Consider the following 19,725-nt stretch of genomic DNA (forward strand, 5'->3'; position numbering starts at 1 on the left):
ATCAGAGCTTCTCGGCGCCCGCACGGAACATGCCGATCACGAGCTCGCTGGCGCCGTCGATCGCGCGGCGCACGGTCGAGCCAGTGCCGATCGCGTCTGCAGCATAGACCGGCGTCTCCACCGCGATGTTGCCGCTGCGCCAGACCCTGACCAGCCCGACCTTCTGCCCGGCCTCGACCGGCGCGCGCACCGGGCCGCTATAGACGACGCGCGCGATCAGCTTGTCGCTGCCGTTCTTGTGCACCATCACTTTCACGGGCGTCTTGGCGACCAGTTTCACCGAACGGCTCTCGCCGCCGAACACCTTGGCGTAGCCGACGGGCTGATCGGCCGCGATCAGGGTGCGGGTCTCGAAATTGCGAAAACCCCATTCCAGCATCTTCTTGGCTTCGGTGGCGCGATCTTCGGGGTCTTCCAGCCCGTTGACGACGACGATCAGCCGCGTGCCGTTCTGCACGGCCGAGCCGACCATGCCGTAGCCGCCTTCCTTGGTGTAGCCGGTCTTCAGACCGTCGGCGCCTTCCATGGAATTGAGCAACGGATTGCGGTTGGGCTGGCGGATCTTGTTCCAGGTGTATTCCTTCTCGCCGAACAGTTTATAGAATTCGGGGAAATCGAGAATGATGTGCCGGGCGAGGATGCCGAGCTCGCGCACCGTCATCTTGTTGGCGGGGTCGGGCAAGCCGTTGGAATTGCCGAAGGTCGACTTCGTCAGGCCAAGCTCGCGGGCGCGCTTGGTCATGAAGTCGGCGGCGAAAATCCGCTCGTTGCCCGCCATGGCTTCGGCGAGCGCAATGCAGGCGTCGTTGCCGCTCTGGATGATCGCCCCGTGCAGGAGATCGTCGACGGTGACCTTGCTGTTGATCGCGGCGAACATGGTCGAGCCGCCGGAGGGCGCGCCGCCCCGGCGCCAGGCGTTCTCACTGATCCGGTATTCGTCGGTCAGCTTGATGTCGCCCTTCTTGATGGCGTTGAAGACGACCTCGGCGGTCATCAGCTTCATCATGCTCGAGGGCGCACGCAGTTCGTCGGCGTTCTTCTCGAACAGCACGCTGCCGCTGGACGCCTCGATCAGGATCGCGGTCGGGGCGTCGCCGTCGAAGCCGGCATCATCTGTTTTCTTGGCGCCCTGAACGCTCTGGTTGGCGGCGTAGAGCGCCCCGCCCCAGCCGATGGCCGCCACCACAGCCGTCGCGATCAGCCCGCGCGCCAGCGCTCCGGCGATGAACCGGGTGCGCCCCAACGAGGAAAGATGAAATTCCATGGCCAAGCCCTGAGAGCGGCGTTCTAACAGTTGGAGCGGGTGCGAACAACACGGGGTGGCCGCTTGTCCCGAGATTGCACGATTCTCGTCCCGCCCCTATCGTGGCACCTCAGATTTTCTGACCAAACCCCTGAAACAAGGCGGAAAAGCGATGTCATCCACCCGCGTAATCAAGGCCAATGGCATCGACCTGTTCATCCGCGAAGCCGGTCAGGGGCCGCTGGTGGTGCTATGCCACGGCTGGCCGGAACTCTCCTACTCCTGGCGCCACCAGATCCCGGCGCTGGCGCAGGCCGGGTTTCGCGTCGTCGCCCCCGACATGCGCGGCTATGGCCAAAGCTCAGCGCCGCCCGAGGCGACGGCCTATTCGATCTTCGACACGGTCGGCGACGTCGTCGGCCTCGTGCAGGCACTTGGCGAGACCAAGGCGATGGTGGTCGGCCACGATTGGGGTGCTCCGGTGGCCTGGCACGCGGCGCTGTTCCGGCCCGACATCTTCACGGCTGTCGCTGGCCTGAGCGTGCCGCCGCCCTTCCGCGGCCGCGGCAAGCCGCTCGACCTCCTGCGCCAGGGCGGCATCAGCAATTTCTATTGGCAGTATTTCCAGGCGCCCGGCGTTGCCGAGGCCGAGTTCGAGCACGACGTCGCGCGCACCATGCGCATCGTGCTCGGCGGGCGGGGCCTTGCCGATCCCTCCGCGGCAATGTTCGTGCAGGAGGGCAAGGGCTTCCTCGGCCACGGCAACCCGGAGGAGCCTCTGCCGGCCTGGCTCAGCGAGACTGACCTTGCCTATTTCACTGAAGCCTTCCGCAAATCCGGTTTTCGTGGCGGGCTGAACTGGTATCGCAACCTCGACCGCAATTGGGAGCTGACGGCGCCCTGGCAGGATGCGCAGATCCACCAGCCCTCGCTCTTCATTGCCGGCTCGAAAGACGCCGTCATCACCGGCCTGATCGGAGCCAAGCGCGTCAACGAGCTCAAGCGCGTGCTGCCCAATCTGGAGCGAAAGCTGATCATCGAGGGCGCCGGCCATTGGGTCCAGCAGGAGCGGCCCGACGAGGTGAATGCGGCGCTGGTGAGGTTCTTGAAGGAAAGCGCGGCTCAGTAGAGGCCGCGGCCGCTCAGGATGCCGCGGGCCTCAGCAGCCCCGTCCGAGGCGTAGGCGCCGGACGGCGCGCTCTCGGTCGCATAGCGTCCGTCCCCATCATAGGACACGGCGCGGGCGTTCTGGAGCGCCCGGCCCCGGTTACGGCTCGAGGCCGACATTTCCGAGGTCGCACTGAGTGAAGCCATGTCGGGGGAGGTGTTGCCAAGATTGTAGGGCCGTCCCTCCGGCGTCGGAACGTCGCCGCGCATGGCGCCGCGGTTCGACGACGGCAACTCCGGCACGAACGGCCTCGCCGAGGCGACACGGACCATCGAGGGCGACGGCGCCGGGGTCCCGGTGCGCAAGGTCGCCATCAGCTGGCGGTCGTCGGAGCCTTCCAGCGGCGCCCGCCCGACATATTCGACACGGACCTTGGCGATGCCATTGCCTTTGAATTCAAGCAGTTCGGCGGCCTTGTTCGAGACGTCGATGAGCCGGTTGCCGTGGTAGGGCCCGCGGTCATTGACGCGGACGATCAGCGACTTGCCGTTCGAGACGTTGGTCACTCGCGCATAGGACGGCATCGGCAGGGTCGGATGCGCCGCGGTCAGCGAGCCCATGTCGAACACTTCGCCATTGGCAGTCAGGCGGCCGTGGAAATCGTCGCCGTACCAGGAGGCCATGCCCTCGGCGCGGTAGTTGACGTCCTCTTCGGGCACATAGGTCCGGCCACCCACCACATAGGGCTTGCCGACGCGGTAGGCGCCGCCGCCCTTCGGGACCGGATCGCCCAAAGCCACCACCCGGGGGCTCGAGGACACGCCGTATTTCGGATCGACGCGGCTGGCGAATTTGTTGGAGGAGGCGCAATTGGCGAGCGCAAGGCAGGTCGCGGCCGCCGCAGCAGCGCGCGCGACCCGCAAAACCGAATCTGACTGACGGATCCCCATTCGCCCCAAATACCATTTCGCCGGAGGCGTACCTAACCCGCTTTGGCTACGGGGCAGCGCTATCCGGTCCTTTGCTCCGAGGCGGCCCACCACCGCGTCGGAAGTGGTAACGATAACGCAACCCGAACACGGCGGAAATGGGGAGCCCACAGCGTTCACGCCGGGATGGTAAACGGGGCGTATGCGTTCGCCCCGTTGAACTACGGGGCGCGGGCGCCCTGCTCTGTGCCGTGGCCGGACATTCTGTTGCGCCAAATCCTCACTCCACCCCCATTGTCGCGCCGCTCACTGGAATTCTTTTGACTGTGCAAGGCCGCCCGCGTTTTCTCGCGTGCAGGGCGGAATGGAATAAGACGATGATCGAGACGGTTTCGGCACTGATGGGTTTGGTAAGCGCGGGGATCTTCCTGGCCCATGCGTTTGAAGGTTACCGCACGAGGGCCTGAGGCACTCGCGCGGGCGGCAAGCATCACCCTTTCAAGACGGCGCGTTCGGACATTTTTAAGCGATCCGATCGAGCATCGAAGACGAGAGCGGCAGGTGTCCCATGCGCAACCATGACCTCGTATCCGATGGCTTCCTGGCATTGACCGCCGGTGGTTTGGTCCTGCTGTGCTCCAGCCTCGTGGCCTTGGCCTTCGCCTGAGCACCCGGCACTTCCCGAAAAATACGCTTACCGCAGTCCAAGCAGCGAACGCCGATACAGGCTGTCACGGGCTTCGCTCAGGCAGACGAAGCTGCCGTCAAATCCCTGGGCGTACCGCTTCTGGCCTTTGCCGTAGTAGACGCCTTTGCTGAAATCGAGCCAGACGACCCGGTCGTGCGGGCAATGACGCTGCGCCTGCGCCTCGTAGCGAAATGGCGTCAGCGGCGTGGCCGATACCTCAGCGCCGCTGCAGCCGACCAGGATCGCAGCAGCGAGCGTGATCGCGCCGGGCGATGTGCCGAAGCTGCTCCAAAATACTCCTCCGCAAGACACCACCCGCCTCCCGATCCCAGCCGTCGAGGGCCGGCTTGCTTTCACTTGTCCGCTTCGAGTTGCTGCAAGGCCTGGTGCATGCATTCCTGAAGCTTGGCTGCCACCTGGTCGCGCGCGACGCCCTTGGCGGCAAGATCGCCTGACACCTTGTCGAGGATCTCGTCCATCGTCTGCCTCTCCAGATGGTCCGTCACCAACGCCGTCGCGTAGCCGGCTGCGACATCGCCGCTGAGGCCGAGCTGGGTTGCGGCCCAGAGCCCGAGCAGCTTGTTGGACCGGGCCGTGGCCTTGAACATGAGCTCCTCGTCGTGGACGAATTTGGCCTCGAAGCCCTGCTCGCGCTTGTCGAACGTGGTCATGGTCAGCTCCATTGTCGTTTTCGCTGATCGGGATCGGACTGGCTGGAAGCGAACGTCTCCGTGGTTCACGTCAGGGTCATCTGAAGCTTCCGGCGGAAGCCAAGCGCCGTCAAGCCCGCTCGGCTGCGCCCACCGGGCGTCTGCAGGGCACCGACCAGCTCTACGCCAGCCAGCTCAGCTAGGGAGGGATGTTTACCATTCGTTAAGCAGACTCAGCGCCGCATGGCCCGGGGACATCGAGAGCTGACGCATGAACAAAGAACTGCGGGAGTTTCGACGGCTTGAACGGGTCTGCCTGGAGCAGGCAGCCCTCTCCACCATGGACCTCGCGCGAGGCGGGTTGCTCAAGGTCGCTGATGATTGTCGCGTCGCAGCCGAAGCGATCGAGGCACAATCGCCTCGCAGACCTTTCGCAAGTGCCGTTCAGGCGCTGAAGCAGGCGTTGAGCGTGACGCGCGTCCCGCACCGGCACTGAGGCCAGCGCTCTCGGGCAAGGACATCTTTGACGGGGCGACCGCGTGCGGTCAGCCCTTCGCCTCCGTCTGTTCACGTGCCAACCGTTCGGCCCTCAGCCGCTCCTTGTTGGCATAGAACGCCTTCTGCGCGGCTTCGTGTTCGCGCATGGCTTTTTCGGCTTCGATACGGCGTGTCGCATCGCGCGCCTGCCGCTGCTCGGGGGTCAAGGGCTTGCGCCGGTAGGAAATGTCTTCCGTCATGGCCAGATAACGCGGGGGTGAGGAAAGAGTTCCTCATGGTCACGCTGAGCGGCACTGCGGGCCGACTGCATAATGTGCGAAAACAACCCCATGCACAGTAGCCAAGTCCTTCTGTAGACAGCACTTTTTTATCGCGCTGACGGTGCGTTTGAGCCGATGGAGATCTCGATGTCTGCGATAACAGGCAAATGGTCCGAATAGGCCCTCGCCCCTTCGTCGGTCCAGACTTTCCCGATCCGGCTGTCGGACGTTGCATAGATCCGGTCGAGCCGTAGAAGGGGCAAATGCGACGGGAAAGTTCGCAGCCGCGTCCGGTTTGGGCAGGTCTGCGCGAGCACGCGCCGCACCGATTTGATCCAGAACCAATCGTTGAAATCCCCGAGGACGACGGTCCTTCCAGGCTTCACCAGGCTCACCAGCGCCTGAGCCTGCGCATGGCGCTCGTAGATACTCAGGCCGAGATGCGTGGCCACCACGCGGACATCGCCAACCGGCGTCAGCAGTCCCGCTGCAATCGCCCTGCGCGGCTCGCGCTCACGATACGACACGTCGACGATCTCGGGCGGGCCGGAGAATGGAAACCGGCTCAGGAGCGTTTGGCCGTATTCGCCATCCGCCGTGACGATCGACTTGGCGTGAACACCGTGATCGCCGACGACACTCGCCAGCTTCGCAAACGGATCGTCTGATCGCGATCGCGAATCCACCTCCTGAAGCGCGACGACATCGGGAGCCCATTTGCGAATGATGGAACAGATTCCCTCGAGATCGAACTTCGGATTGAGATTGAAGGTGCCGTGCACATTCCACGTCATGAAGCGCATCGGCGCCATCAACGCCTCCCGGCGAGCCACGTCGCGACGAATTGCGCGCCTGCGCAGATCGCGAGCCAGCCCAGGAACGCCAGTGCGAGCAGCAATATGTTGACCCAGGACGCATTCCTGGCGAGATCAGCGATCTGAGCACCCAAAACTGCCATCGCGAGAATGCCGGGCGTCATGCCGAGCAGCGTTCCGATCAGGAAGTCACGCAGAGGCAGCGTGCTCGCGCCAGCCACGACATTCACCACCGAGAACGGTGCGACCGGAATCATCCGGATGACGACGACAGCCAGAATGCCCTTGCCGACGACACGTTCCTGGATGCGCGCGGTACGTCGCCCCAGCAAACGCTGCAGGCGTTCGCGCCCGAGTGCCCGTCCGATCGCAAACAGGACAAAGGCGCTGAGCGAGACGCCGGTCATGGCAGTGACGAAGCCCAGCCACGGCCCCAGTGCGGCAGCAGTTGCCGCAATGAGCACGAGAACCGGAAACACGACCAACCCTCCGACCACGAAAGCTGCAATCGCGAACGGCGGCCCCCAGACGGACTGCGAATAGGCAGACAGAAGCGTCGACATCCGGCCCGCGTCGGCGAAATCGCTCAAGGACGTGTACGACCAGGCCATCGCCAGTCCAAGAAGCGCCACGGCTATCGAGACCATCCCGATGATCGTCTTCGTGCTCCACATGCGCGATGCCGCGCGCTCCAGATGTAGAGGCCGCTCGGGGTCCGCCACGGGCTGAACCATCGTGGCCAGAGCGCTGGTCAGCACCGAGGATTCCACGTCCCGCAACGCCTTCGTCCCACCGGCTCCCGAAACCTCGTCCAGCAGGGCAAAAAGACGATCGTCGTTTTCCGCGACGGCCTGTTCATCGAGACCGCAGAAATGGGCGATCAGGCGACGGCGGACCGAGGCGATGAAGTCCCGGTGCTCGCTTGAGGCGGCTTCAAAGATCAGGTCACATTCGCTGTCGGCGCCCATCGACCGATTGTTCAAATTGGCCGAACCGATCCTCAAGATCCGATCGTCGACGATCATGAGCTTGCTGTGCACCATCACGGCCGATTCCGTATCCCCGTTCCCCGACACCGGGTAGACGAAGCGGATGCGATCGGCGACGCCGGCCGAACTGAAGCAGTCGATGAAGGCGCCCCGGCCGTTCTGCATGGCCTGGGATTCCAGCCACGAGGAATGCAGTTTTGGCGTGACGACCAGAGCCCGAAGCGAAGGCACGCGCAGCATCTGCTCCGTCAATTCGCGCGCGATCCTGGTGGCGCTGGTGAACTGGTTCTCGATGTACACGAAGCTCGTCGCGGACCGGATCGCTGCGATCAACGAGCGTTCCACCTCCCTGATTGTCGAACCTGCCGGACAAACCACCTCGGTCCTGGCGATACCCACCGGCATATGCCGGGCCTCGACCGGCACATTCGCCGGCCAGCGCAAGCTTTTCAGCGGGCGCCGATCATCAATCTGTTGGACCGCCGCGCGCCAGCGTTGCTCCACGAGGTCGAACAGCCACGCCGCCGCATCCCTGTCGACCACGCATTGAACATCATGAAACGGCAAATATGGCTTGCCCTGGGGATCGCAGCGCAAGGCGTGATCGGCGCCATGATCACTTGTGTCCCAGCGCCTGATCGTCAGATCGAGCCCGCCGACGAACGCCAGTGAACCATCGACACAGACGATCTTCTGGTGTTGGGCCGACCCAAATGGAAGTGTGGAATCCAGGTGAAACCGGACGCGGCTGTCGGTGTCGGCGCTGAATTTGGCCGCGGAATTCCATTCCCTCTCGGAAGCGTAGAACGAGACGAAGTCCCAGACGAGAATGTTGATCCGCAAGGTGGGACACCGTTGGACCAGCGCGCGCAGCAATGGGCCGAGCTGTTCCGGCAAACCATCATCCGCTCGCCCGGACTCTCCGACCAGCCTGGTTTCGCTATGGATATCCCACCCGACGATATAGACGAGATCCTGCGCCTGCAGCAGTGCCTCCCGCAGCGCCGCGAAATAAGCGGCAGCATCGTTCAGAACCGCCACACGCCGCGCCTCGCACCGCCGCCAGACGGTGTCGCCGGGGATCAGGGTCGATGAGCTCTGAAGCAGGTCAACCTCGCCATTCGCATTCGCGTCTAAACGCACCGAACGCGCGAGGGGTTCCTTATCGTCATGGCCACGGCGTGCGGCCTGCCCGCATGCTGAGCCACGGCGCCGACCCGCACGATTGCCGCTACTTGGTTCGGACCGCCTTTGCACCTGCGCCCTTCAAGGCGTCCGCGATCTTCTCGGGCGCATCGCCGTGAAAATCCACGGAAACCTCGATCCGGCCTTCCAGTTTCTGATGCCCCTCCGGCGCGGGCGCGGCCTTGGCGTCAGGACCGGCCGGGCGTGTCCCCGACGTGTTCGCGTCGCCGACCGGCTGTACGAAGACGTCCGTTCGCGGCACGCCGCATTCCTGCACGACATGCTCAACCGCAAGCTCGGCGCCGCGGCGCGTGTCGAATTCTCCGATGATCGTACTTTCCAAGGGCGCCCTCCGTGGCTGGACCAGCGTGCGAACAACTGGTCAGCGAGGGCCAGGTTCCTGAACGCGCGGGCGTTTAGAACCGAACGATCCCAAACATGAACAGCAGCGCGAGAGTGATCAACCCGGAGACCAGCAGCGAGCCGAGACATCCCAGCCGGTTCGAGAAAAAGAAGAACATGCCTCGCCCGTCCCATAGCTTCGTGCCTGGCTAAGTTCTCCCATTCGACAGCGTTCCTGGAGACGTTTTTGGACGCGCGAACAAGAACTGATCCAAGAACCAATCATCGAGCGGAACGTTATGTCCGCGATGTCAGACGCTTTTGATTATTTCCGGGCGCATGCGGTCCGAGCCCTTTGCAAGGCCCGGGCGATGCCGCGCGGACGCATGAAACATCTGCAAACCGTCGTGGCCCGGATCTACCACCTGCTGACCAAGGAGGCCGCGTACGGGCCGAACCTGCAGCATATGGACGACTTCCGCGCAGCCAAGAAGCTCGAGAAGTCGATCGACTGAACTGCAATGATGGCGACGCTGCACGCCCTCCCCCGACGCGTTCAGCGTCCTTTGGGAGTGGTCCCCGACTGCGACTTGCCAAGCCCGGGATTGATGGCGAGCGACGCGCCGGCGGCGCCACCGGCTTCATAGGCCGTCATCGACACCATCCGGCTGGCGCTACGCTGGGTCCGCATCTTCAGGTCGAGCTTGTCGAACTCCGCATCGACCACCGACGTCTTGAGAACCACCAGCCCGCGGCCGGTGCTTTCGTTGACCTGATCGCGACCGGCCTTGATCGCGACCAGCTTGTCCGCGATCGACGCCACCATCCCGAGCGCGAAGGAGGCATTGGCCAGATGCCGCTCCTGGTGCCGGAACCTGCCGTAGTCGACCGAGGTCTTGAAGCGGCCAAGGTCAGCGCGCACGGCACCGTCGATCAATTCGGCCAGATAATGCGCGACCTCGACATCCGCGCCGAGACCGAAGAACACATAGCGGTTGTCGCCGGCCGCGTTCTTCTCGCGCCAGACCCGACAATCGCAGAAATGAGCGATCGCGCCGACGCAGTCGTCCAGCGGAATGCGCTTCTTGCGAAAAGTCTCGTAGACCCTCCGCTCGCACGACGACGCGCGCAGTTCGACGTCGGAGAGCGACAGATCATGTCGATCCAGCAGCTCGGCGACCTTGGCGGCCGCAGACAGTGCCTCGTCCTCGGTGCAGCCATTGGCGATCGTCTTGGAACGCAACGCCTGAATGCGGAGCTTCAGCTTGTCGAGGGAGGCCGGAGTGGAGGTCTGATGCACTGATTACCTGCCGGTAAACGCGACGGATAGAACCGGTCGGATAGACCGGCGGGAGGGGTCTCTTGTCAACTGTATTGATCTTCGACTTTTTTCGAACGGACCTCACTCCTTCTACGTGCGGTGCACGACTCGCCGCACTGACTATAAAATGCAGAGACGAGGATTCACTACAATCGACGTTCTCGCTCTATTTCCACCGCAGCTGACAAATCATTGTCGGGAGCAGACCACCACAAGCCCAACGAGGTTGCGTTGGCGCCTTGGCGTTGGCGGCTGCGTCTTGTTCACAGTATCGCGAGCTTGCAGTCAGCCGGCTTTGATCCCTGCGCTTGCTGAGTAGTCGGCAGCAGACTGGTGGATTGAAAGACACACTGATCAAGGCCGTCGATCGGTTTTGTGCCGCGACACATTCCTGAAGGGACTGGACCACTGTTAAGGTTTAGCGGTCAGGTTAACCCCAGCGAACGTTTTGCTGAGAGCGTCGAATTCGATATGACCTCGAAATAGAGGAATATTCGAATGTCCAATAGAACCGCATTTCAAACTGCAGATGCAGACGAGCCCCACAACTTTTTTGATCTCGTCATTCCCCTCACCTTCAGCGCTGTAGCCCTCCTGGCCACAGCTGTTTCGCTGGAGGCGATTGGGTTCATCGCTTGGCAGCCAGCCACCTTTTTGGTTGCCTATATCTTTGGCTGACGCGCGATTGGCTGGCATGAGCGAATTCGAAGGCCTATCTGACGAGTTCATTCTGCGGATGCACGAGTTCATTCGCCAAGAGGTGCAAGCAGATAGGCTAGCCGGCACGCGTTTTATCGGATTGCCAGCGAGGCTGCGCGCGGAAGCTCTTGCAGGGGAAATCAAGCGACGCGGCTTGTTCTGCACGGCAATTGATGGCCTCAGCATCTTGAGCCTGGAGCGGACAAATACGCACCGACCATTGGACACCGGAAGACGATCTAAAACTCATCGTGCTCACGGCGCGACGCGTCCCGGCTGACCGGATTGCTCGCCTGCCAGACCGCAGATCGCAAATATCGATCCGCGATCGATTGCAACTCTCGCGAACCTGCATCGTGAACAAGAGAATGCCAAAGCTCCCGCGTCGCGGCCTCGGTCTAACCAGTCCCCGGCCCCTCCGACCCGGGGCCGCCTCTCCATGAGCCTACCGCCTGGTTGGCGCCTCGCGCAGCTAACTCCCGGTCCAGATCTTTCAGTCGCCCGAGCAGGTTCTCGACGATCTCCATGCAATCGGAATGTCCCAACGATTGCACGCCGCGCGCTGCTAGCTCGCGCTCCAGCATGGCGGCTATAATAATTTGAATGCTCACGAACTCTCCGCCGACTTCGCCCCAGAGACGGTACGGCTCAACTTAGAAATGGGTTTCGCTAAAGCGAAAGGCCGCAGGGTGGTTCCAGCCCCCACTGCGGCCATCCCGGTCAAATTGCAAACTGGTACTTAAATCTCGCCGGTGTTCTCACAGTAGAACACCGTGTTCCGAAAAAGGATTCCGTAAGACTACCGGAATCCCAAGCGGCCCGGATAGTCACTCGGATGTAGAAATGGCACCGCTTCCTTACCAGCCCCCATGCTCCCGGCTGCCGATCAATTGCGGATCAGAGCGCCGGGAGCGACGCTAGGACTTCCCAGATTCCGGGGGGCGCTATCGCCACAGCCGGCGCGTGATGTTGAACAACGCCGCAAGCGGGACGCCCGCCAAGACACCCAGCATGCCGTACGACGTGACCAGCAGCGCAGCGCTAAGCGGCCCCGCGCTTGTCGCAAATCCATAGGCTGCGCCTAAGCCTCCCAGCGTTCCGGCAAAGACGACCATGTTGCGGTCGTTGCGCGCCTCGACGTTATAGATCGGGGGCCTTTTGCGGTGAAGAATGGGAGGACCGAACGGCACCTTCGAGCCGCAATTTGGGCAGGCCGACGCACTCGGTGAAACCGGGTGGTCGCAGTCGTGGCAATCGATCAGCTTTTTGGTCCGTCCCATGCCGCAAATCGTAGCGGCGGGGCGGCCAGTCCACAAGTTCGGCAGCTACTCCCAGCACACCGTCGCATGACCACAGCAGGGCCGCTCTGATCCCCGCATTCCCCGCGTTTGACTGGCGTTGAAAACCTGCGCGCCGTGCGGAAAGTTGACCAGCTCGGGACCTTTCTCGCCGACCATGGAGAGTCCACCCGGCGCCGAAGGGGTGCCGCTTGCGAACATGGGAATGGAGAGGCCGTCCGTTCCGGCGCCGAGCGGCACCAGACCACGTGGGCACGCTGCCGGACCCCGCGCTGCCACCAAGCCCAACCAACGAACCCGGCCGATTTAGATCAAGCGCCTCTTCGACAGAGAAAGACGGATTAGGACGCCATCGGACTAGAAGATGGCGGAAGGGGTGGGATCATTTATCGAGTCCTGCCATGTCCAGTAGAGTCTAAGAAAGCCCTATAAAAATAGAGGTTACCACGTCTTTGGTGTCTAGACACGTCCCAATTAGTCCGATAGGTTCCACGTCTGGTTTGTACGTAGAGACATACGTAGGGGCACAATATGGGACGCGCAGTCAATCAGCTCTCGGACAAATGGATCAAGAAAACCGACATCCCGCCGGGCCTCTACGGTGACGGAAACGGGCTCTATTTGCAGGTGTCGAGCTTCAACACGAAGAGCTGGATTTTCCGGTTCATGCTGTCCGGCCGCGCTCGCAAGATGGGGCTCGGGGACCTGGACCAAGTAAGCCTCAAGGATGCTCGCAAGCTGGCACAGGCGCAGCGACTGATCGTCGTCGATGGCCGCGACCCTATCGAGGAGCGGAACGTCCGTAAGCTCGCGCTGGTGGCCGACAGAGAGACCCAAAAGGCCAAGGCAACGACCTTCCGGCAGTGCGCCGAAGCCTACATCAAGGCCAACCAAGCGGGCTGGAAGAGCGCCAAGCACGGCGCGCAGTGGGCCGCGACGCTGGAGACTTATGCTTATCCGACCATCGGCAACCTCCCGGTGGCTTTGGTTGATCGCCCGCACGTCATGAAAATACTGGAGCCGATCTGGACCACAAAGACCGAGACCGCTAGCCGTGTCCGCGGGCGCATTGAGAAGATACTAGACCGAGCCAAGGCCATGGGCCTGCGGGATGGTGAGAACCCCGCTCGGTGGGTGGGGCATCTAGATCAACTCTTGCCCGCAAAATCGCAGGTTGCCCCGGTGGAGCACTTCACTGCCCTGCCCTATAAGAAGTTGCCGGCCTTCATGACGAAGCTGCGCAAGCGCGACGGAATCAGCGCACGGGCTCTTGAATTTACCGTGCTCAACATCACCCGCACCGCAAACACGATCGGCGCGAAGTGGGATCAGATTGACGAGACAGAGCGGACCTGGACGATTCCGGGCGAGCTGATGAAGGGCAAAAAGGGCAAGCGCCGGTCCGCCCATGTCATTCCGCTCTCGGATCGGGCAATGGCGATCTTGCAGGATCTTCCCCGCGAAAGCGATTTCATCTTCCCGGGCGGCAAGGCAGGCAGCGGCCTGAGCAACATGGCGATGGCCGAAACGCTCAAGGAAATGGGTTACGACGGCGACACCGCCACCGTTCACGGCTTCCGCTCTACGTTCAAGGATTGGGCTTCCGAGCAGACAGCTTACGCCAACGAGCTGACCGAAATGGCAATGGCTCACATTGTTAGCGACAAGACAGAGCGGGCCTACCGTCGCGGCGATCAACGGGAGAAGCGCGTTCGGCTGATGCAAGATTGGGCTGGCTACTGCGAAGCAAAGGCGCCGGCCGGCGACAACGTTGTGCAAATCAATCAGGTTCGGGAGCGCGCTTAATGGACGGGAAAACGATCGATCAGAACCCGATGCAGATGCCAACTTGGTCCCTTGGCATGGCGATGGCGTGGATTGCGTGCCGCGACATCGCAAGCGCGGATGAGCTTTGGCGTGATGGCCTGGAGGCCGCGTGGTTCTCGGACGAGGAGCTAACCCCAAATCGCGCCTTTAAGGATGCTGAAACGACGCTTAAGAACGCCCTTGAAGGCGGTAGCATCGCAGCAACCGGCCTGCACAATGGCGAGCGCGCGGAACTGACCAAGCTGCAATGGCAGGACGCGAAAATCACCTTCGATTGGGAAGAACGGCATACTCACCGGACGAACGGAGAGCCCGGCCTAGAGCATCGGGCGACCGTTGCAAGTGGCGCAAGGTTTACCGGGCTTCGCGTCAACCGAGCAGACGTTCTGGCGCTCTGGCCGACGAAGCAAGCGGAGGAGACCCCAGGCAAGCGTCGTCGCGGCCCCAAGTCAAACAAGCTGGGAGAGGTAGAAACGGCAATGATCGCCTATAACGCCGCGCACGGCGACTTGGTGAGGATGGGCGAGGAAGAGATGAAAACTGAGTTCGGCGCCAGTCGCGACACCTGCCGCAAGGCCCGCGCTCGGGTGTTGGGCTCTGTCGGCAATTAAACTCCGACAAATTCCGACACGCGACAAATAGCGGCGGATACCGAAGCCTGCGATTCTAGCCACGTCCAAATCACTCCGGTTGGACGTGCTAGGAGAAATCAAAATGGCGGCGCGCAGAGTCCTTCGGATGCCGAAGGTGCTGGAATGCACGGGTTGGGCCCGTTCAACCCTTTACGCGAAGATCAAGGACAGCAAGTTTCCAAGCGGTCAGAAACTGGACCCGGACGGGCATACCCGGATTTGGTTTGAAGATGAAGTGGAGGCGTATCAGCGCGGCGAGTGGAAGGCCCCCCAAGTGGAGGCCGCTGCCTGATGAAACCCCATATGGAAAACCCCGCGCTGGCGGCACGGGGGGTTCCGAAATCTGATCTGGCTGGCGCTTCGATCTGTTCGGAATCTATCTCTTCTCTCCCCCCAATTCAAGCTGATCCTACCGCAGAGCGTCGTTTCGCGCTTGCCCTCGCTGCGCGCGTGTTCGGTGCGCCGATCGTGGTTGTCCGGCGTCGTCGGAGGATCCCGGCATGATACACGTGAGCCCCGACGAATTCCGCCCGCTGATCGTCACCGATCCGAAAATCCGCAAGCTGCTTCAGCTCGCCGGCCTGCGCTTCATGTGCAGCCGCGCCCGTTGGCTCGACAGTGAGGCTACCAGGATCGGCATCGCATTGAAGGCCGGCAGCATGACCTCAGATGAGGTTGACGCCAAGCTGGAGGACATGGGCGCGCTTGACTTGGTGTACCCGGAATTGATGGGTGGCGAATGATTGAGCCCGAATTTCCGGAACCCGAGCCGATCAATATGAGCCGGTCGGATGCAGGCTATTTGCTGGCTGCCGAGGAAAAAGCTCGCCTTAAGGCACTAGCCCGCGATCGAGCGGGCCTTCCTCCGATCGAGGATAACAGCGCCCTCGACGCCAAAACGATCGAGCATGACGAGCGGCGCTCTCGCCTCTCTGCGCTGAAAGTCCCCAACAGGACGGCTTTGCGGCTTGAACCCCTTGAGGATATTTTTCTCGAGGACGATTGCGCAAAGACTCATATCGTCAAAGGCATCTTTGCTTGGGGCGAAACCTCGGCGTGGATTGCGCCGCCTGGCGGGATGAAGTCGGCACTTCTGGCGTCGGCGGCAATAAGCATCGCGCTTAAGCAATCGTGGTTTGGCCGAAGGGCGGCTGAAAACCCTATTGGCGTGATCTACTTCGCTCTAGAGCGGGCCGATCTGGTGAAGCGACGACTTATCGCCCATCGCCGCAAGCTGGGATTGCCTGATAACCATCCCCTCCCAATCCTCGTGCAAAGCGGAATGCTTGACATGATGAACCCGGCAACCGTGCCGTTGGTGGTGGAGGCGGTGCGGCGTGCAGAGGTGTATTTCGGTCATCTCCCTGAGTGCCATTGCGCGGGACTGTTGATATTCGACACCTTCGCCAAGATGATCGCTGCCGGCGGCGGTGACGAAAACAGCGCTAAAGACCAAGGCAGAGTGTTCGCCAATCTCCAGCGCATCAAGGACGAGCTGGGGCAACCGCACATCGCATTGATTGGGCATACGGGGAAGGACGAAGCCAGAGGCGCCCGAGGCTCCAATGCCCTCTACGGTGACGTTGACGTTCTGGTGACAATCAACGGTGACGCCATCAAGACGGCGACCGTTGCAAAGGCGAACGACATACCGGACGGCCCGCTTTTCTCTTTCGCATCTGAGGTTGTTGATTTTGGTCCCGATCGCGACGGCGACCCGCAAACAGTCAACATCATCAGCGCCGAGGAGGTTTCGGCGCAAGTTGCGGCAAAACCCCGAGAGGCCAAGCTGACCGAGACGCAGGAAGCCATGTATCGGCTTCTGCGGGACGCTGGAGCGGCCGGACTAAGCACCGAGGACTGGAACGCCAAGGCCCGCGATATCGGCATAGGCATTGCCCGCAAGGCCACCCTGCACAACGTCAAAGCCCAACTCCGCGACAAGGGGCTTGTCCGCGAATACGCCGCCATCTGGAAGGTGAACAATGGCTAGACCCTCAGAATACAGTCCCGAGGTCGTGGACGCGATCTGCGACAGCATGGTGAACGGCCAAGGTCTCCTGAAGATCTGCGCCAATGAAGGGATGCCCGGCCGCGTCACCGTGTATCGGTGGCTGGCATCAAACCCCGAGTTTCGGAAGCGGTTCGCGGAAGCCCGTGAAGCCCTGATGGACTTCTACGCCGAGCAGATCCTGACTATCGCCTTCGATGAGTCCGGTGACGTGATCCTCGACCAGGGCAAGGACGGCAAGACCTCTGCCGTTGCCAACCACGCCAAGGTGCAGCGCGACCGGCTCAAGGTGGACACTCTGAAGTGGACCGCCAGCCGGCTCTTCCCCAAGCGCTACGGGGACAAGATGGAGCTGTTGGGCCAGAACGTCCAGGAAGGCGAGGCCATTAACAAGATCGAGCTGATTGGCGTCGCGGCCGACAACACGATCCGATGGAAAGACCCTGTCCGCGTAATTGTCCATCCGATGCTCAGGGAGGACGGCTCGCTCATTCCCAGGGATACCCCAGAGTATGACGCAGCTATCGAAAGGGCAGCTCAGGACGCCCGCGCCAAGGGGGCCAAGAGTGTCCGGATTGGATACGACATCCGTGACGGTGCCGACGCCTCGGTGGCCGACCTGATGCGCTCGGTGGATGGCCGAACGAGGACCGTTGATGGCCGGGAGCCAGCCCCAGAACGTCCGGCTGGTCCTCCTCCGCAACTCACCTATCAGCCCGTTCCGCCGCCGGCAGACCTGACGCCGGAAGCGTGGGCGCGCATTACCCGTGTGTCTGAGCTTATCGAGCAGATCGCGCCATCTGACGTGATGCCGGAAGCCGTGTTTGGGATCGTCGAGGCCGCGCTGAGGAAGCACTACCTGGGGACACACCATGCTGTCTGAAGCCGATGTCGGTGAGCTTGCACGAATGCTCCAGCATCACACTCCGCTGTGCCAGCTCTCGGACATGCAGGTACGGGCTGCGCTGGAGTTGATGCAGCAACGGGGTTGGAAGGTTACGCCACCCGATCAAAGTCCCAGATTGGGAGATTGAAGGAAATGTGGCTCTCTCGCCGAGTCAAACGAAACAACTACGCGCGCGCGAGGGTACGGTTACGGGTTACGGTTACATCCACCCCTATAGGGTGGTGGAATGTAACGTAACCACGTAACCACCTGGACCCTGCGGTTACCGTAACCGAGATGTAACCGTAACCGTAACCACGTAACCAACCCGGCAGATGCTGGCGAAGCCAGCCGCCGAAGGCGGAATGTCTCCTCTCGTTCGGTGCGCTCCGCGACGAGATGCTGATGGCTCGAACAGCCTCCTAGGCGGAAACGTCTTCTGCTTGAACGCTCGATATCTCGCGGCAAATCAAAGAAAAAGTCTACAGGCGTCCAACAGCGTACAATCCTACGTACAAATTACATGGCGATTGTCGGACGCGAGGCTTACATTCTCGGTAACTGATTTGGAGATTCCGTTGCCTGAGTTTCGATACGCCCGCGAGGAGCTTCTGAAGGCCGCTGCCGAGCGCAAGGGCCTAACTGTGTCGGCTTATCTCCGCTCACTAGCGGACGCCGCACTGGCGCTGGAAGGATTCCCCGTTGGCGAGCAGCAGTATTGCCTGGTCCGGGGCGGCGAGTTGATCGCGACCGGCTTCAACCCATCCAAAGATCAAGACGGCGGCGAATGGCTTCCGATCGAGAATGAGGACAACCGGCCCTTTGACCCTGCGCTGCACTGGCGATTGAAGCCGCTGCCGTTGCGCCTAGATGGCGACCGCGTGGTGCGCACCTATCCCGTGGTGCCCAAGTCGATGGAGCACGCCTAATGGCCCAAACCGGCGTGCCGGCATGGTCACAGACTGCCGCAGCGAACGCGAACGCTGATCCCGCGGTGAATTGGCAGGAGGGAATGGCGCCCTCGGCCGTCAACGACTCCGCTCGTGCCTCCATGGCAAGCGTTGCAAAATACCGCGACGACACCGCGGGCTTGCTTATCACTGGCGGCACCTCGACAGCTTACACGTTGACGAGCAACACCGGCTTCTTTTCCAAGTCTACGATGAACGGCGCCGAGATTGCCGTCACCATCCACACTACGAATGGTGCCAGCCCGACGCTGAACGTCGATGGTCTTGGTGCCGACCCCATCATCATTGATACCGTTTCATCGACCACCCCGGTCCCAAGTGCCACGCTGCTGACTGGCGGTGTCTATACGCTGGTGTATTACAGCTCCGGCAATACCTGGCGCCTCAAGGACTTCTACCAGCTCCCGTTCACCGTGCCGATTGGTGGGTTAGTTGATTTTATCGGGCCCGCCGTGCCGAGCAGCAATTTTGTTTTCCCGGTCGGACAGGCGATTTCGCGCGCGACTTACGTGACCCTATTCGGGCTCGTAGGCACCACATACGGGACCGGCGATGGGTCAACCACATTCAACGTCCCCGATCTTCGCGGCCGTGTGATTGCAGGCAAGGATGACATGGGCGGAAGCGCAGCAAGTCGTCTCACCTCGACTTATTTTGGCACTGGCGCGACGACACTTGGCGGCGTGGGCTCAAGTGGCGAGAGCACGACACTGGTGACGGGAAACCTGCCGCCATATACGCCGACGGGCACGGTGGCCGGCACCGTAAATATACTTTATCGGCAAAGTAACGCCCTCGACGGTCTAAACAACAACTACCTAAACGATATCGGGCCAACAGGCAGCGTCAACCGCAACCTATCTGCTACCTTCACCGGCACCGCGCAGGGTGGCACCAGCACTCCCATCCGCGTAGTCCAGCCAACCATGATTTTGAACAAGCTTCTGAGGGTCATCTGATCTCGATGGCGGGCTGGGCCGATAAAATCAGGGCGCATAGCGCCAGCAAGCAGCCGAAGCCGCGCAAGCGGCGGCCGATTGTCTATTCCACTTCGGCACAGACGCGCGCTCCGAACGAGGAGACCGGTGATCCGGGCGCCGTGATGCAAGTCCATTACACCGCCGAGGACAACGAAGTGAAGTTGACCGACGCGAAGGGAGTCCCGCTCGCGGGCAAAACGGATTCGTACGTGCTGCAGCCTGGAGAGACGGCGCTGCGCATTGCGACGCGTCTAGCTTTAGCTGGGATAGAGAGATCGGTTTACGCATCTCCTGATGCAGCATGGGTTGTCTAGAAATTCAAGGCTTGGCTGGGATCTCCGTCCTGGTCGAGGTCCAAGACTGGCGACAAGGGGTTTGTTTCCTTCCCCTTGT

At 61.7% G+C, this 19,725-nt stretch carries 24 protein-coding genes; 14 read left to right on the forward strand and 10 right to left on the reverse strand.

What is annotated here, in order from left to right:
* Position 1: 1 nt before the first annotated feature.
* Complete coding sequence (locus IVB45_RS18585; RefSeq protein ID WP_027566950.1) at positions 2–1,264, reverse strand: D-alanyl-D-alanine carboxypeptidase family protein; 1,263 nt, start codon at positions 1,262–1,264, stop codon at positions 2–4.
* Positions 1,265–1,415: 151 nt separating this feature from the next.
* Here IVB45_RS18585 and IVB45_RS18590 point away from each other — a divergent pair, with 151 nt between their 5' ends.
* Entirely contained in the window at positions 1,416–2,372 is a 957-nt protein-coding gene (locus IVB45_RS18590; RefSeq protein ID WP_247359307.1) for an alpha/beta hydrolase, read from the forward strand.
* Here the strand turns inward: IVB45_RS18590 and IVB45_RS18595 are convergent.
* The 3 genes from IVB45_RS18595 to IVB45_RS18605 form a co-directional block, all read right to left on the reverse strand.
* Entirely contained in the window at positions 2,366–3,301 is a 936-nt protein-coding gene (locus tag IVB45_RS18595) for a septal ring lytic transglycosylase RlpA family protein (protein WP_247359308.1), read from the reverse strand. The genes IVB45_RS18590 and IVB45_RS18595 overlap by 7 nt on opposite strands.
* Positions 3,302–3,974: 673 nt before the next feature.
* Positions 3,975–4,280 carry a hypothetical protein gene (locus IVB45_RS18600; RefSeq protein WP_247359309.1) on the reverse strand — a complete coding sequence of 102 codons (306 nt, stop codon included), beginning with the start codon at positions 4,278–4,280 and terminating at the stop codon, positions 3,975–3,977.
* 41 nt (positions 4,281–4,321) lie between these two features.
* Positions 4,322–4,639 (reverse strand): DUF1476 domain-containing protein, encoded by a 318-nt coding sequence (locus tag IVB45_RS18605; RefSeq protein WP_247359310.1) that lies wholly within the window; start codon positions 4,637–4,639, stop codon positions 4,322–4,324.
* Positions 4,640–4,889: 250 nt separating this feature from the next.
* Here IVB45_RS18605 and IVB45_RS18610 point away from each other — a divergent pair, with 250 nt between their 5' ends.
* Entirely contained in the window at positions 4,890–5,114 is a 225-nt protein-coding gene (locus IVB45_RS18610) for a hypothetical protein (RefSeq protein ID WP_027566955.1), read from the forward strand.
* A 49-nt stretch (positions 5,115–5,163) separates the two neighbouring features.
* Here IVB45_RS18610 and IVB45_RS18615 read toward each other — a convergent pair whose 3' ends face one another.
* The 4 genes from IVB45_RS18615 to IVB45_RS18630 form a co-directional block, all read right to left on the reverse strand.
* Positions 5,164–5,355 carry a hypothetical protein gene (locus tag IVB45_RS18615; protein WP_007610384.1) on the reverse strand — a complete coding sequence of 64 codons (192 nt, stop codon included), beginning with the start codon at positions 5,353–5,355 and terminating at the stop codon, positions 5,164–5,166.
* 128 nt (positions 5,356–5,483) lie between these two features.
* The gene (locus tag IVB45_RS18620) at positions 5,484–6,188 is read right to left on the reverse strand and encodes an endonuclease/exonuclease/phosphatase family protein (protein WP_247359311.1); all 705 of its coding nucleotides are present in this window, start codon (positions 6,186–6,188) and stop codon (positions 5,484–5,486) included.
* Entirely contained in the window at positions 6,188–8,437 is a 2,250-nt protein-coding gene (locus IVB45_RS18625) for a VTT domain-containing protein (RefSeq protein WP_247359312.1), read from the reverse strand. The genes IVB45_RS18620 and IVB45_RS18625 overlap by 1 nt, the downstream gene beginning before the upstream one ends.
* Positions 8,412–8,708, reverse strand: coding sequence for a hypothetical protein (locus IVB45_RS18630; RefSeq protein ID WP_247359313.1), 297 nt, complete (start codon positions 8,706–8,708; stop codon positions 8,412–8,414). Before IVB45_RS18630 ends, IVB45_RS18625 begins: the two co-directional genes overlap by 26 nt.
* A 307-nt stretch (positions 8,709–9,015) precedes the next feature.
* Between IVB45_RS18630 and IVB45_RS39080 the strand changes: the two genes are divergently transcribed.
* On the forward strand, positions 9,016–9,222 hold the full coding sequence (locus IVB45_RS39080; RefSeq protein WP_346015300.1) for a hypothetical protein: 207 nt from the start codon (positions 9,016–9,018) through the stop codon (positions 9,220–9,222).
* 41 nt (positions 9,223–9,263) lie between these two features.
* On the opposite strand, the gene IVB45_RS18635 is transcribed toward IVB45_RS39080, so the two are convergent.
* Positions 9,264–10,007 carry a DUF2786 domain-containing protein gene (locus IVB45_RS18635; protein WP_247286035.1) on the reverse strand — a complete coding sequence of 248 codons (744 nt, stop codon included), beginning with the start codon at positions 10,005–10,007 and terminating at the stop codon, positions 9,264–9,266.
* 519 nt (positions 10,008–10,526) lie between these two features.
* Here IVB45_RS18635 and IVB45_RS18640 point away from each other — a divergent pair.
* Together IVB45_RS18640 and IVB45_RS18645 are read left to right on the forward strand one after the other, a co-directional pair.
* Positions 10,527–10,706 (forward strand): hypothetical protein, encoded by a 180-nt coding sequence (locus tag IVB45_RS18640; RefSeq protein WP_027566961.1) that lies wholly within the window; start codon positions 10,527–10,529, stop codon positions 10,704–10,706.
* 16 nt (positions 10,707–10,722) lie between these two features.
* Positions 10,723–11,007, forward strand: a complete 285-nt coding sequence (locus tag IVB45_RS18645; RefSeq protein ID WP_247359314.1) for a hypothetical protein — start codon at positions 10,723–10,725, stop codon at positions 11,005–11,007.
* A 664-nt stretch (positions 11,008–11,671) separates the two neighbouring features.
* On the opposite strand, the gene IVB45_RS18650 is transcribed toward IVB45_RS18645, so the two are convergent.
* Positions 11,672–12,007 (reverse strand): zinc ribbon domain-containing protein, encoded by a 336-nt coding sequence (locus IVB45_RS18650; RefSeq protein ID WP_027566962.1) that lies wholly within the window; start codon positions 12,005–12,007, stop codon positions 11,672–11,674.
* Positions 12,008–12,556: 549 nt separating this feature from the next.
* Here IVB45_RS18650 and IVB45_RS18655 point away from each other — a divergent pair.
* The 9 genes from IVB45_RS18655 (at position 12,557) to IVB45_RS18695 (ending at position 19,646) form a co-directional block, all read left to right on the forward strand.
* Positions 12,557–13,831, forward strand: coding sequence for a site-specific integrase (locus tag IVB45_RS18655; protein WP_247359315.1), 1,275 nt, complete (start codon positions 12,557–12,559; stop codon positions 13,829–13,831).
* A complete protein-coding gene (locus tag IVB45_RS18660; RefSeq protein WP_247359316.1) occupies positions 13,831–14,463 on the forward strand; it encodes a hypothetical protein in 633 nt (210 codons plus the stop codon). Before IVB45_RS18655 ends, IVB45_RS18660 begins: the two co-directional genes overlap by 1 nt.
* Before the next feature lie 103 nt (positions 14,464–14,566).
* On the forward strand, positions 14,567–14,776 hold the full coding sequence (locus IVB45_RS18665; protein ID WP_247359317.1) for an AlpA family phage regulatory protein: 210 nt from the start codon (positions 14,567–14,569) through the stop codon (positions 14,774–14,776).
* A 217-nt stretch (positions 14,777–14,993) separates the two neighbouring features.
* Positions 14,994–15,227, forward strand: a complete 234-nt coding sequence (locus tag IVB45_RS18670; RefSeq protein WP_247359318.1) for a hypothetical protein — start codon at positions 14,994–14,996, stop codon at positions 15,225–15,227.
* Positions 15,224–16,477, forward strand: a complete 1,254-nt coding sequence (locus IVB45_RS18675; RefSeq protein ID WP_247359320.1) for an AAA family ATPase — start codon at positions 15,224–15,226, stop codon at positions 16,475–16,477. The genes IVB45_RS18670 and IVB45_RS18675 overlap by 4 nt, the downstream gene beginning before the upstream one ends.
* Positions 16,470–17,378 (forward strand): hypothetical protein, encoded by a 909-nt coding sequence (locus IVB45_RS18680; RefSeq protein WP_247359321.1) that lies wholly within the window; start codon positions 16,470–16,472, stop codon positions 17,376–17,378. The genes IVB45_RS18675 and IVB45_RS18680 overlap by 8 nt, the downstream gene beginning before the upstream one ends.
* A 581-nt stretch (positions 17,379–17,959) precedes the next feature.
* Positions 17,960–18,310, forward strand: a complete 351-nt coding sequence (locus IVB45_RS18685) for a hypothetical protein (RefSeq protein ID WP_247359322.1) — start codon at positions 17,960–17,962, stop codon at positions 18,308–18,310.
* Positions 18,310–19,311 carry a tail fiber protein gene (locus IVB45_RS18690; RefSeq protein ID WP_247359323.1) on the forward strand — a complete coding sequence of 334 codons (1,002 nt, stop codon included), beginning with the start codon at positions 18,310–18,312 and terminating at the stop codon, positions 19,309–19,311. Before IVB45_RS18685 ends, IVB45_RS18690 begins: the two co-directional genes overlap by 1 nt.
* Before the next feature lie 5 nt (positions 19,312–19,316).
* The gene (locus IVB45_RS18695; protein WP_247359324.1) at positions 19,317–19,646 is read left to right on the forward strand and encodes a hypothetical protein; all 330 of its coding nucleotides are present in this window, start codon (positions 19,317–19,319) and stop codon (positions 19,644–19,646) included.
* Positions 19,647–19,725: the final 79 nt, after the last annotated feature.

Source organism: Bradyrhizobium sp. 4 (assembly GCF_023100905.1).
Classification (GTDB): domain Bacteria; phylum Pseudomonadota; class Alphaproteobacteria; order Rhizobiales; family Xanthobacteraceae; genus Bradyrhizobium.